This is a genomic window from Chitinispirillales bacterium ANBcel5, assembly GCA_029688955.1.
In the GTDB taxonomy this organism is placed as follows: Bacteria; Fibrobacterota; Chitinivibrionia; order Chitinivibrionales; family Chitinispirillaceae; genus Cellulosispirillum; species Cellulosispirillum alkaliphilum.
In genome coordinates this window covers 46864-60437 of record JARUKZ010000019.1, presented here as the reverse complement: position 1 = coordinate 60437, position 13574 = coordinate 46864, and the positions used below count along the sequence as shown (strand labels likewise).

10 protein-coding genes and 1 tRNA gene are annotated in these 13574 nt (G+C 42.6%); 7 read left to right on the top strand and 4 right to left on the bottom strand.

Going from position 1 to position 13574, the window contains the following annotated elements; all coding sequences use genetic code 11:
* The first annotated feature begins 65 nt into the window (after positions 1-65).
* From QA601_11515 to ftsH, 4 genes are all read left to right on the top strand, one after another.
* Positions 66-2267, top strand: a complete 2202-nt coding sequence (locus tag QA601_11515) for a PBP1A family penicillin-binding protein (protein ID MDG5815710.1) — start codon at positions 66-68, stop codon at positions 2265-2267.
* An 81-nt stretch (positions 2268-2348) separates the two neighbouring features.
* A tRNA-Met gene (locus QA601_11510) sits at positions 2349-2425 on the top strand.
* Between the two features lie 57 nt (positions 2426-2482).
* Positions 2483-3901: a tRNA lysidine(34) synthetase TilS gene (gene tilS / locus QA601_11505; GenBank protein ID MDG5815709.1), complete on the top strand. Its 1419-nt coding sequence runs from the start codon at positions 2483-2485 to the stop codon at positions 3899-3901.
* An 85-nt stretch (positions 3902-3986) separates the two neighbouring features.
* Positions 3987-6113, top strand: coding sequence for an ATP-dependent zinc metalloprotease FtsH (gene ftsH / locus QA601_11500; protein ID MDG5815708.1), 2127 nt, complete (start codon positions 3987-3989; stop codon positions 6111-6113).
* 65 nt (positions 6114-6178) lie between these two features.
* Here the strand turns inward: ftsH and QA601_11495 are convergent, their stop codons facing one another.
* Together QA601_11495 and QA601_11490 are read right to left on the bottom strand one after the other, a co-directional pair.
* Complete coding sequence (locus tag QA601_11495) at positions 6179-7216, bottom strand: hypothetical protein (GenBank protein ID MDG5815707.1); 1038 nt, start codon at positions 7214-7216, stop codon at positions 6179-6181.
* A gap of 116 nt (positions 7217-7332) precedes the next feature.
* The gene (locus tag QA601_11490; GenBank protein ID MDG5815706.1) at positions 7333-7782 is read right to left on the bottom strand and encodes a transcriptional repressor; all 450 of its coding nucleotides are present in this window, start codon (positions 7780-7782) and stop codon (positions 7333-7335) included.
* Positions 7783-7944: 162 nt separating this feature from the next.
* Here QA601_11490 and QA601_11485 point away from each other — a divergent pair, with 162 nt between their 5' ends.
* On the top strand, positions 7945-8931 hold the full coding sequence (locus tag QA601_11485) for a hypothetical protein (protein ID MDG5815705.1): 987 nt from the start codon (positions 7945-7947) through the stop codon (positions 8929-8931).
* Between the two features lie 41 nt (positions 8932-8972).
* Here the strand turns inward: QA601_11485 and kdsA are convergent, their stop codons facing one another.
* A complete protein-coding gene (gene kdsA, locus QA601_11480; protein ID MDG5815704.1) occupies positions 8973-9779 on the bottom strand; it encodes a 3-deoxy-8-phosphooctulonate synthase in 807 nt (268 codons plus the stop codon).
* A gap of 194 nt (positions 9780-9973) precedes the next feature.
* Here kdsA and gap point away from each other — a divergent pair, with 194 nt between their 5' ends.
* Both gap and QA601_11470 read left to right on the top strand, forming a co-directional pair.
* The gene (gene gap / locus QA601_11475; GenBank protein ID MDG5815703.1) at positions 9974-10978 is read left to right on the top strand and encodes a type I glyceraldehyde-3-phosphate dehydrogenase; all 1005 of its coding nucleotides are present in this window, start codon (positions 9974-9976) and stop codon (positions 10976-10978) included.
* Between the two features lie 103 nt (positions 10979-11081).
* On the top strand, positions 11082-12350 hold the full coding sequence (locus QA601_11470; protein ID MDG5815702.1) for a phosphoglycerate kinase: 1269 nt from the start codon (positions 11082-11084) through the stop codon (positions 12348-12350).
* A gap of 51 nt (positions 12351-12401) precedes the next feature.
* Here QA601_11470 and QA601_11465 read toward each other — a convergent pair whose 3' ends face one another.
* Positions 12402-13415: a dihydroorotate dehydrogenase-like protein gene (locus tag QA601_11465; protein MDG5815701.1), complete on the bottom strand. Its 1014-nt coding sequence runs from the start codon at positions 13413-13415 to the stop codon at positions 12402-12404.
* Positions 13416-13574 lie beyond the last annotated feature (159 nt).

Sequence of the window (13574 nt, the reverse complement as noted above, 5' to 3'; positions counted from 1 at the left end):
TATATTTTAAAATCATGCAAAACGATAAAGAAATTTACCTATCCAGTAAGAATCAGAATCCAGAGGTGGAGAAGAAGAGTACCAATGTACAGGGAAAGCCGGTGATTATACTGGTTTTGGTGCTCGTAATACTATTTTCATTTGCAGGTGCTTCAGGTGCCTGGTTTTTGTACCGGTTGTATGAGTCACTTCCTACTCATACTCAGCTTCATTATATTCAGCAGCCCCTTGTGTCCAAAGTTTTTGCCCGTGATGGCAGTTTGCTTCATGAATTCAGCACAGAGCGACGGTACTGGGTATCACTTGATGAGGTACCGCTTGAGCTTCAGCAGGCAGTACTGGCCATTGAGGACCGCAAATATTATGATCACTGGGGAATCGATATACATCGAATATTTGGAGCGATAGTGGGAAATATCGTGCATAAACGGTACGCACAGGGTGCCTCAACCCTAACTCAGCAACTTGCCCGAAACCTCTATCTTACCTCTGAAACTACAATGCTACGGAAGGTAAGAGAAGCCCTTACTGCTATTCAGCTTGAACAGCGTTTCACCAAAGAGGAGATTCTTGAGCTTTATCTCAATCAGGTCTATTTGGGTGCCGGGGTGTATGGGGTGCAGGCTGCCAGCGAGCAGTATTTCAGTAAGGATGTCTCTGAGATAAATCTAAATGAGGCGGCTACTTTAGCCGGTATCATTCAGCTCCCTGAACGTTTTAGGCCGGATAGAGAGGCAAATCTTGAACGGGTAACCAGACGAAGAAATACCGTTCTTAGCTCAATGGTCGTAACCGGTGCTATTGACGGCCAAACAGCAGCACAAGCAATTGAGCAACCAATCGTAGCAAATCCACGGGAGCGACCAACGCCTCTTGGGTCCTACTTTGTAGAGATGGTGCGCAGGTATGTTGCCGGGCGCTACGGTGACGATGCACTTTTCAATGGTGGTCTAAAAATTCATACCACCCTTGATCCGGTAGCACAGGATTCCACAGAAAAGGCCGTTACTGCCAGAATCGAAGTGTTGCAGGCTCGACTCAACAGGAAGTTTCTTGATAGTACCCGCGTGTACAGGGAGATGGGTATTTCAAGAGATGAGTTTTTAGCTGATTTTGATTCTATTTATGCTGCTAACAGTGAACAGCTCGCTTCATTCCCCGATTCGTTGAGGCTAAGAAGAGCACAGGCTTCGGTTGTGTCACTGGATGTAACTACCGGCCAAATTCTTACCCTCGTAGGGGGACGGGATTTTCAGGAAAGCAGATTTAACAGGGCAATACAGGCTCGCCGTCAGCCAGGTTCTGCTTTTAAGCCTTTTGTTTTTACCGCTGCTTTTGATGAAGGGTACAATCCTGCCAGTGTGCTTTTAGATCAACCAATCACTCTTGAAACTCCGGAAGGCGAATGGAGGCCTGAAAACTATGACCGAACATTCAGAGGACCAATCACCCTTCGGGAAGCTATGGCAAGTTCTGTTAATTTGGTTGCAATTCAGCTCTTTAACAGCATAGGCGCCCATCGCGTTATAGAATATGCACGGCGTATGGGACTAAAACATACAATGAATCCTGTACCATCTCTGGCAATTGGTGCCTGCGAAGTTACACCGATGGAGATTACAAGCGCTTACTCTATCTATGCCAATGCCGGTGTGCAGGCAGAACCTTATTTTGTTACTAAAATATTGGATAATAATAACAGAGTTTTAGAAGAGAACGCTGCCAATACCACCGAAGTGATAACTCCTGAAACCGCTTATCTTATGAGTAATTTGATGCAAACGGTGGTTTGTTGCGGAACAGGGGCTGCCATACGGCGAGAGGGATTTACCAGGCCGGCTTCGGGTAAAACCGGAACCACCAACAGATACTCTGATGCCTGGTTTGTTGGTTTTACCCCCCAGATTGTAACAGGAGTGTGGGCTGGAATAGATGAGAGGCGTTCAATGGGCAGGGGGGTTACCGGTGGCCACGCAGCCATACCAATATGGGTGAGCACAATGAGTGCCCTGCATCGAGATTTACCGGTCACCAACTTTCAACGGCCTCAGGGGGTTAAATCTGAAACAATTTGTAATGAATCACATCTTATAGCAACAAACAATTGCCCCGAAACATCTCAGGAAGTCTTGCTTAGTACACAGGAACTGGATACCTGTGCACTGCATACCAATGTCAGACAGCGACGTGATGGCAGTATGATTGATCTTCTGGGGCCTCCCAGACGTTCAAGAGAAAAAGACAGAGATCGTTCCTTTATGTTCTAAGAAGGGTGAGAAAAACGCAGTACCTATGCTTTTTTTATTGACTGCTCTCTTCTCAAAACATATATTTGTTGCACAATTTGTGGCAGCGTAGCTCAGTAGGTTAGAGCAGTGGAATCATAATCCACGTGTCGGGGGTTCGACTCCCTCCGCTGCTACCATCTTCACTTTCCGGTTCTCCATCTTTAAATTCCAAACTCATATACGGTCCGCACTTTATGATGGAATCTAGTAATGGCTTTTACCCTCCTAATAATCTGGAATTCAACTCGCCTGAAGACGTTGTACTTGATTTTTGTAAAAATAATTTAAAAACTGATTTTTCTATTTTACTCTGTGTCAGCGGCGGGGCTGATTCTGTAGCTTTATATCATCTGTTTAAAAACCTTAAACATCATCTATCATGTTCAAAAATGGCTGTAGCTCACGTAAATCATGGACTTAGGGCTGAAGAGTCTGATGAGGATGAGCAATTTGTCAAAATGATGGTTACGGGTGAAGAGCTTTATATAAAAAGACTAAAACATAAACGCCCGGGAGAGAGCGGCATAGAGGAATGGGCCCGAAAAGAACGGTATAAGTTTTTTACCCAATTGAAGCAAAAACACAGATTCGACTACATCGCTACCGCTCACACTGCTGATGATCAGGCTGAAACGGTATTAATGCGTATTATGCGGGGTTCTGGAATCAGAGGACTCAGGTCTATACTGCCTGTTCGTAATGATGGGGTCATAAGGCCGCTTTTAAATGTGAAAAGAGCGATGCTGATTGAGTGGCTTAGCAGCACTTCATTAGCTTTTAGAACCGATTCATCAAACTACGACATCTCTTTTAAACGTAACTGGCTCAGACAAGAAGTGTTGCCGGTGATTAAAAAAAGGGAGTCACAAGTCATCGAACACCTCTGTGGCTTTGCCCAGACAATGAGAGAAATTAACTCTTTGGTCGAGGAAAATATCAATATATGGATACAATCTCACGTAATAGCTTTCGGTACAGATTGTATTCATGTAAGCAAAAAAGGGTTTGAAAAACCGGTGGTAGCTTCTAACGCCATGGTGGTACTTTTTGAAAAGTTTGGTATCCCTGTACAAAGAGATCATATTCAAAGAGTACTCGATACTGCTCAGAAAAAAAGCGGGGAAGAGTTTCTGCTGCCTGGTCATTGGCTGTGCTATGCAGACAGACACAATGTGGTGCTGTGTCCCAAAAACGATACGTTTCAACCCTTTAGTTGTGTACTTAAATCAGCCGGGCACACAGAATGTAAAGAGGGTGGGGCAGTATTTGAGGTGCGCAGTTTACCCTTACCCGGGGAAAATCCACCTTCAGACAATAAAACTGTATGGCTCAACGTACAAGACCAGTACATGCCACTGATTTATAGAACCATTGTCTCGGATGATAGGTTTTGGCCACTGGGGGCCACCAAAGAGACAAAACTAGCCGATTTTTTAGCCAAACAGGGTATTTTAAAGAGAGAAAGGAAAAGAATCGGAGTGGTAACAACCTGCAAAGGTGAGGTGGTTTGGGTGCCGGGGGTAAGAATTTCGGAGAAATTTCGTGTAAAACCTGGTTGCAGAAAAATAATCTTTGTCAGCTTTAAATCGATTCTCAGTGAAAAACTGCAATAAGGGGCCGATTTAGGGCTGACAAGAATCTGTAATTATTTATTTTAGTGTAAGATTTTTAATACTTAAATTCTGTGGAGGAATTGATTTGGGTTCTGAAGAAAAAAAAGATAAAGGCATTGAGCCTGTTGGAGATAACAAAAGTCGCAAGCAAAATAATGGCGGCCCCAAAGGCCCAAGAAAGGATCCATCAAAAAAGATTCTTATGTGGCTTTTGATTATAGTGGCATTTGTTCTGGCATTACGCTCTGTTGAAACTTTCAATTCCGAGAAAGAGATGATGCTGACCTACAGTCAATTTAAAGCACTGCTTTCTCACACAGGGGAACCTGGTCAGGAGGCAGAGCAGGTTGAAAGCGAGGAGCAGAAAAGTGGTGCTGTTGAGATCGTAGACGTTGTGGTGGAGCAGAAGGGGATAAACAATGCTGTGTTAAGAGGAGAAGTAGCAGATCCTTCTCATCTCTCGGTTATACCCTCTCTTGAGGAACCGGCGGAGACGAAACATTTTGTCGTTAATCTTCCCTTTGTAGATTCAGATATGCTTAGAGAGTGGGATGAATATGGAATCCCTTATACTTTTGAGCAGGACAGAGCCTGGGGCAGCATTGTTCTAAGCATCCTTCCTTACGGACTGCTTATACTGATATACATATTTTTCATACGAAATATGCACGGTGGTGGTGGCCAGAAAGGTATGTTTTCTTTTGGCAAAAGTAAGGCTAAAGTTCATTCACTTGACCGTCCTCAGATTACGTTCGCTGATGCAGCTGGTGTAGAGGAGGCTAAAGGTGAGCTTGCTGAAATCATAGAGTTTCTTAAAGATCCAAAGAAGTTTAAGAAACTTGGCGGTAAAATTCCAAAAGGCGTATTGCTTCTGGGGCCTCCGGGAACCGGTAAGACATTACTTGCCAGGTGCGTGGCCGGTGAAGCTGGAGTACCGTTTCTTTCTATGAGTGGCTCTGATTTTGTGGAAATGTTTGTGGGTGTAGGTGCATCCAGAGTCCGAGATCTCTTTGAGACCGCAAAAAGAAGTTCACCGTGTATCGTTTTTATTGATGAAATAGACGCAGTGGGGAGACAGCGTGGGGCTGGTCTTGGTGGTGGTCATGATGAAAGAGAGCAAACTCTTAATCAGATGCTCGTTGAGATGGATGGTTTTGAAGTTAACTCCGGTATCATACTTATAGCTGCCACAAACCGCCCGGATGTTTTGGATCCGGCATTGCTCAGACCCGGCAGGTTTGACCGACAGGTTGTGGTTGATATGCCAGACGTGAAGGGTCGTGAAGGGATACTCAAAGTACATACTAAAAACACTCCGTTGGCCCCGGATGTAGATCTTCATACTATAGCGAGGGGAACCCCGGGCTTTGTTGGTGCAGATCTTTCTAACCTTGTTAACGAGGCAGCTCTTATGGCCGCACGATTTGGTCAGGAGTGTGTTACTATGCTTGATTTCGAAGAGGCAAAAGACAAAGTCGTAATGGGTACTGAACGAAAAAGTATGGTGTTGTCGGAAAAAGAGAAGCAGACTACTGCTTATCACGAAGCGGGCCATGCAATATGTAATATTCACTGTAAGGATGCCGATCCGCTTCATAAGGTTACAATCATACCGCGTGGACGGGCCTTAGGGGTAACCTATTCACTTCCAGGTGAAGACAAACACAGCTACACAAAGCAGTATATCCTGGATAGGGTTTGTATAATGCTTGGGGGAAGAATGGCTGAGCAGATGGTATTTAATCATCAGACAACAGGGGCATCCAATGATATAAAGCAGGCTACCAGTCTTATCAGAAAAATGATTTGCGATTATGGTATGACCAATGAGCTGGGCCCGCTTTCGTACGGTGAAAAGGATGACTCGATTTTTCTGGGTAGAGATATGAATCGCCATCGTGACTTTTCCGATAAGACCGCCGAAGAAATCGATCGGGTGATGCGTTCGGTGATCGAAGAACAGCTTGAACGGGCAAAAGCGATTCTTACCGAACACAGGGATCAGTTAGAGTGGCTTGCAAAAGCGCTGCTTGAGCATGAAATGCTCGACAGAGAGGAGATAATGAAGGTTATTAAAGGTGATACTCTTGAATCTGCAAAGAAATCACGGGTTTTGCCAAGAACACTTAAAAAGGATAAGCCAGGTGTTACGATCACACCGGAAATTACTCCTGTGGCTGAGGAACAATCGCTGAATTCAGATTCAGAATAATAAACTGTAACTAGATTTAATCAAACCAAAAGGCTCTTGGGCAATAGTTCAAGAGCCTTTTTCTATTAGAAACTGAATTTTAGAGTGCGCCAGAAACCGACTCCATCTACAGCTGCAACCCACCTGCCTTCAAACTGATGCGCGTCGATATGGTGCATTCGAACACTATTCCAACCCTTACCCGTTCCATACAGAATAGGGTTACGGTAATACTCTTCTTCGCTATAACTTTCAGGGCTCAGCTCGGTTACGATATATGCCCTTACATCCCATCCGTAGGTAGGCTCATTGTTCATTGCAAAACGTAAGAGCCTGCCCTCATCATCCCTGACGACCCTGCCGCATGGTCGTGAGTTTATGAGATCATTTACTCTCAGTGGACTCTTTGGGTGGGCTTTCCAGTCACCAAAAAGATCATCAGCATGATATAGATGTAAAATGTCATAACGCTCTCCTGCAAACATATACCAGTGCCCATCATGCTCAAACACCGTTGGATCGACATAATTTCCTTTAACCAGATCCTCTACCTTAACCCAGTCATAGGGGAAATTGAGGGCCTGGTAAATAGATACGGTATAATTCTCCCCGCTCTCCGGAATCATATACATCTTTTCCTGATATTCAAAAACCATAGGGTAGGAGAGGTGAAATGGCTCTTCAAGCACAACCTGGTCGTATTTCCAGTTTTTTAAATCCTCACTGACTGCAAGACCTATTATACCTTTATTCTGGGTGCGTTCGAGGATTTCAAAAAAAAGGTACCAAATACTGTCCCGGTGAAAAATGAAGGGATCAGCCACAAAATCAGCTTTAACATCTGTTACCATACTTGCTGTCATGACTGGATTTTTATTGCCCATGGGATTAAGTTCCAATGGTGAATTCCCCTCATAAATTCCTATTTTATATTCGTGAACCGTGTTAATAAAAGGAGTCATACGCTCACGACCCATGTAATAACCTATGGAGAAGATTGCAAGGACTACACTGAAATCAAACAATAACTTCCCAATTCGAATTGAACTACGATGCTTGTTTTTTGGCTTATCATTACCATTATTTTCGAAGTTTTTGTTTTTACCAAAAAGTAAGCGGGGCATAGATCCTCCTTCAAGTGAGTAATTAAAGCTTTGGGCTTAATTAAACTTTGTAGGAAGCAAAACGAATGCCCCATACAGAGGAATTGTGCAATCAAGAGGGGGTAGAAAGAAAAAACTCAGTCTTTTTGGCACTTCTTACATAATCCAAAGATTTGAAGCCGGTGATAAGTAGGAGAGAAATCGTGGCGCTCTGCAAGTTTTTGTTGTAGTAGTTCAATTTGAGAATCTTTTGCTTCAATAAATTTGCCACAATCTGTGCATATCAGGTGATCGTGATGTTCATGGCCATACTTGTGTTCATACCGTACCACTCCATCACCAATAACAATCTCTTCGGCAATACCTGCTTCACAAAATAGTTTCATGGTGCGGTAAACGGTGGCTGCACCGATCGCAGGATACTTCTTTTTTATGAGATCTGATAATTCCGAAACTGTAATATGGTGCTCAGCGGAGAGAAAAACATCCATAATTTTATAGCGCTGAGCACTTCTTCTTACTCCGGTACGAGCAAGATATTTATCAAGAATTTCACGCTCTGCTTTATTGGAACTTGCACTGCTCATATCTGTATGCGTATTTTTAAATAATGTGAATGTGGTTTTAACCTTTGTTATGAAGAAAATACTTCGTTTCGGCTTCAGTATCAATTTTCTTTTTTAAAAGTCGAAATTGTTTCAGGGTTTTAATCGAAATATGATTCTAGTACTTCAACAGGAGTTTTTATTCTGAAAGCAGTTGGCCTTCTTTCTGGCGGCTTAGACAGTACACTTGCCGCTAAAGTTTTAATCGAGCAGGGGATAGAAGTTCACGCGGTTAACTTCACCTCACCTTTTTGTACCTGTACTCCCAAAAGCGCATCCTGTGCTTCAGTGGTGCAGGCTGTTAAAGAACTTGGAGATATACCACTTAAAAGAATGACTCTTGGTGATGAATTTTTACTCCGGGTAAGAGAGCCCAGGCATGGTCATGGAAAGGGGATGAATCCCTGTATTGATTGCAGAATAATGAAGATTCAAAAAGCAGTTGAGCACATGAAGGAGATTGGCGCATCATTTCTATTTACCGGGGAAGTGCTGGGTCAGCGTCCGATGTCACAACATAAAAGAGCCCTCACTCTTATTGAGCGTGAATCGGGTATACAGGGCTACATATTAAGGCCCCTCTCTGCATCACTATTGGAACCCACTGAACCCGAAAAACGTGGTTGGGTAGACAGAGATCGTCTGCTGTCATTAAGTGGCCGTAACAGAAAGCCCCAAATCCAGATGGCCTACACTATGGGTATATCAGATTATCCCTGTCCTGCCGGAGGATGTCTTCTCACCGATAAAAGCTTCTCTACCAGACTGAAAGATTACTTTCAATATACCGCGTCGCCCAAGTGTTCTGATGTCGCGCTGTTAAAGGTCGGAAGGCATTTCAGACTGCAGAGTGGCGAAAAGGTAATTGTGGCAAGAGATGCTATGGAAGGCGACCGTCTTATCCATTTAGCGTCTTTAGAGCACAATATCCTTGAACCCGTCGGCTTTTCTGGTCCGGTGGTGCTCTTTGAGGGTGATTGCCTTGAACAGGCCATAGAAATGCTTGTGCAATTTACCAATAAAGAGATACCTTCTTCGGCCGTTATTGTTCACAAAAATGGTAATAAAAGAAAGCCAATCCCTATTGATGCAACTGGTAATGCTATGCTTTTTGAATCTAAGCGGATATAATAGTGCCCGGTGCTGGGGTAGCACCGGGAGTTGCAACTATTTTAGCTCTTAATTAGTGCATGAAGTTGTAACAGTTTTTCGATTTGCGCTGAAAACCGCTTAAGGCTTAAGCTGTTGGGTCCATCACAAAGTGCGTTATCCGGATCCGGATGTACTTCAAAAAACAACCCCTCAGCACCTACGCTTACCGCTGCCCTTGCAAGGGGAATTGCCATTTCCCTGTTACCTGCTGAACACCCCGTTCCACCGCCGGGTTGTTGTATACTGTGAGTTGCGTCAAAAACAACCTTGGTTCCAAGCTCTTTCATCTGTGGAATCGATTGAAAATCGACCACAAGTCTGTTGTAGCCAAAAAAAGTACCTCTTTCTGTAAGCCAGCAGTGTCCTCCTACTTTTTCAACAGAATATCTCATGTCTTGAGGCGCCATAAACTGGCCTTTTTTAATGTTGATCCACTTGCCCGTTTTAGCTGCATGTACCAACAGATCGGTTTGACGGCATAGAAATGCCGGTATCTGAATAATATCTGCAACTTCACCAACAGCACTTGCTTCATTTGATTCGTGAATATCTGTTAGCACAGGAAGCTTAAACTCTGTTTTTATCTGCGAGAGAATCTCTAACCCTCTCTCTTTACCCGGTCCTCTGAATGAATCAACAGAAGTTCTGTTTGCCTTATCATAAGAGGCTTTAAAGATAACATCAATTGTATGAAGCTGAGCAACTTCAGCCAACTGTTCTGCGATACGGCGGCAAAGGTCCGCAGATTCAATAACACAGGGTCCAGCAATGATAAAGAGCTTCTCTTTATTCTTTAAAAAGGGAGGTTGGTTAGATTTATCGCTCATATATAAGCCTTTTTTCGGTATATTGGGATAGAAATTTTTGGTTATAATTTAAACAGTTACAGTTTTTATTGACTCCAAATTAAAAAGCAACTATATTATTCAGCCTGTGCTTACCCAGGCAGGTTGTTCTACGAAAATAACATTTTCCCGTACACTAAACATCCTCAATCTTATATTCTCAAACGGAGGAACACATGGCTATAAAAGTAGGAATTAACGGATTTGGTAGAATCGGAAGACTTGTATTTCGTGCATCAATGGATAATGACAATATCGAAGTTGTTGGTATCAACGATCTTATCGATGTTGAATACATGGCATATATGCTCAAGTACGATTCAACTCATGGCAGGTTCAATGGTACAGTTGAAGTAAAAGATGGAAAACTTATTGTAAACGGAAATGAGATCCGCGTAACAGCAGAAAAAGATCCTGCAAATCTCAAGTGGAATGAAATCGGTGTAGAATACGTCGTAGAATCAACAGGTCTTTTCCTTACAAAAGAAAAAGCAAGCGCTCATATTAAGGCTGGTGCAAAGCGTGTAGTGCTTTCAGCTCCTTCAAAAGATGACACACCAATGTTTGTAATGGGTGTTAACCAGGACAAATACACAAAAGACATGGAAATCGTTTCAAACGCTTCATGTACAACAAACTGTCTTGCGCCTGTGGCAAAAGTACTTAACGATAACTGGGGAATTGTTGAAGGTCTGATGACTACTGTTCATGCTGCTACCGCAACTCAGAAAACAGTTGATGCACCTTCGTTAAAAGACTGGCGCGGTGGTCGTGGTGCTGGTCAGAACATAATTCCTTCATCAACCGGTGCTGCAAAAGCGGTTGGTAAGGTTATTCCTGAACTTAACGGTAAACTTACCGGTATGGCTTTCCGTGTTCCTACACCTGATGTATCTGTAGTTGATCTTACATGCAGACTGTCAAAACCTGCAAAATACGATGAGATTAAAGCTGCTATGAAAGCTGCTTCTGAAGGTGCTCTTAAGGGCATACTCGGTTACACTGAAGATGCAGTTGTTTCAAACGACTTTATCGGTGATGCTCGTACTTCTATTTTCGATGCAGGTGCTGGTATTGCTCTTACCGATTCTTTCGTTAAAATAGTTTCATGGTATGATAATGAAATGGGTTACTCACATAAAGTTTGTGATCTTATCTGCCACATGGATACTGTGAAATAAATCTTACTCTAGGATGACGATCCAAATTGAAGGTTCTTTATTATTCTTATTTTGAATATAAAGAACCTTTTTTTTCACCTTTTCACCAGGAGGATATAGAAAAATGGCAATAAAGAAAAAGACGGTTAAAGATGTGGACTTTAAGGGCAAAAAAGTGATCATGCGGGTTGATTTCAATGTGCCAATGGATAAGGGTGAGATTCAGGATGACACCCGTATTCAATCTGCACTTCCTACGATTAACTATGTGCTTGAGCAGGGTGCCAAAAGTCTTGTTCTTATGTCACATCTTGGTGATCCTAAAAAAGATACAAAAAAGGCAAAAGAGAAAGCTGAAAAAGAGGGTAATACCTTTGATGAAAAAGCGTATCTTGAAGCAAAACACAAGATGGCTCCCGTTGCCGCTCATCTTTCAAAATTAATTTCCAAAGATGTTGCGGTTGCACCAGATTGTATAAGCGATGAAACAAAGCAGATGGTTGCTGCACTTGATAACGGGGCAGTGTTGATGCTTGAAAATACCCGTTTTCATAAAGAGGAAAAGTCAAAGGACGACGCTGAAAGAGAAAAAATGGCTTCAGTGCTTGCTACTTACGGGGATATATACGTAAATGATGCCTTTGGTACTGCCCACCGTGCACACGCGTCAACCGAAACAATCGCCCGCCATTTGCCTGCCGTTGCCGGATTTTTAATGGAAAAAGAATTGGTGTTTCTACAGGAAAAGGTCGTCGATTCTCCCGAAAAACCATTTCTGGCGATTATTGGTGGAGCAAAAGTTTCTTCAAAAATATCGGTACTCGAGAGTCTGCTCTCTAAAGTTAATAATATGATCATCGGTGGCGGTATGGCCTACACCTTTCTTAAAGCAAAGGGGCTTGCTATTGGTGATTCGCTCGTTGAAGATGACATGATTGATACCGCACGCAAAATTCTTCAAAAAGCCTATGAAACAAACGTATATATCTATCTTCCCATTGATCACATTGTGACTCAGGAGTTTGGTCCGGATGCTGAGTATAAGCAGGTTGCACGTGGTGCCATCGAAGAAGGCTGGATGGGTATGGATATAGGACCTCTCACAAGAGAAAAGTTTAAAAACGCAATAAAGGGTGCTAAAACAATTTTCTGGAATGGCCCTATGGGGGTTTTTGAATTTCCAAGGTTTGCCGAAGGTACTCAGGCAATTGCCACCACTTTGGCAGAAATGGACGATGCAATCACTGTAATTGGTGGTGGTGACTCTGTATCTGCGGTTAAAAAAGCAGGTGTTGCTGATAAGATGTCTCATATTTCAACCGGCGGTGGTGCATCACTTGAACTGGTTGAAGGAAAAGAGTTGCCCGGGGTAAAAGCGCTGAATGATAAGTAAAACTTTGGGATAAATAAAAAAAAGAGAGCGAAATGAACCGCTCTCTTTTTTTTAGCCTGCCAGGTTACCCAGCATCTGATTCGCGCGCCAGAGAATATTTATGTACTGAGCACGTTTATAGGCGAACGGATCTTTAGTATTATTTCGACTTAGTTTTCCACGAAAATCATCCAGACTTTTATACCCTCTAACTTCCATCCACTCATTAAGTTGTTTTAGAATTGCATGTATTTGTTCGTTTCCGTTTTTATACAGAGTACTAACTATCTGAAAACAATTTGCTCCTGCAAGCAGAGCTGCAATGGCTCCTTTACCGTCAAAAATTCCGGTACTTGTGCAAATATCGGCATTGATCTGATCGCAAAGTAACCCGGTAAAACGCAATGATAGTCTAAGTTCTTCCGGATTGCTTAGAAATGGTGTTAAACCCATCTCTTCGTTTTCTATATCAATTGCAGGTTGAAATATTCTGTTAAAGAGAACGACACCTTTTACCCCCGTTGTATCAAAACCTGCTACTATGCTGAGAGGGTTTGAATAAAAAGGGGTTATTTTGACTGAAACTGGTATAGACACACTTTTCATAACTTCTTTAACGGTATTTTGTTGCTCATCTTCAATGACCTGTCCGTACCGTGAACCAGTTTCGGGAACAGTGTAGATATTTAACTCTAATGCATCTACGCCGGTTTGTTCCAGTTGCCTTGCGTAGGAGACAAAGGTGTTGGTGCTTACAGCGTTAATACTAGCGATAACTGGAATGTTCAGCGCACTTTTAGCTTCTTTTGCAAAGAGTAAGTGCCCTTCAATACCTTTATACTGGAGATTATGGGGGTAAAAACCATCAATTTCGGGACTTACTCCTTCTGTGTACTTCTCCCGTTTCTCATCAAATTCGAACTGCTCAAGTTGTAATTGCTCTTCAAAGAGGGATTTTAATACAACTGCTGCGGCCCCTGATTCCTGAATCTCTTTTAGTTTCTCTATGTTGCCGGTAAAAGATGACGCTCCAGCTACAAGGGGGTTTTTAAGAGGTATTCCCATATAAGTGGTAGATAAATCCATCTAATGAGACTCCTTTCCCGGGATAAAAAATTACAGCAGAACTTTTTTTTATATACTATTATCAGCAATAACTATTTTATAAATGCTGGTATTCTATTTGATTATCATTGTTCTCTGTTTAAGGTCCTTTAATGGTTTAAATAAAAGATATGTTGCAAT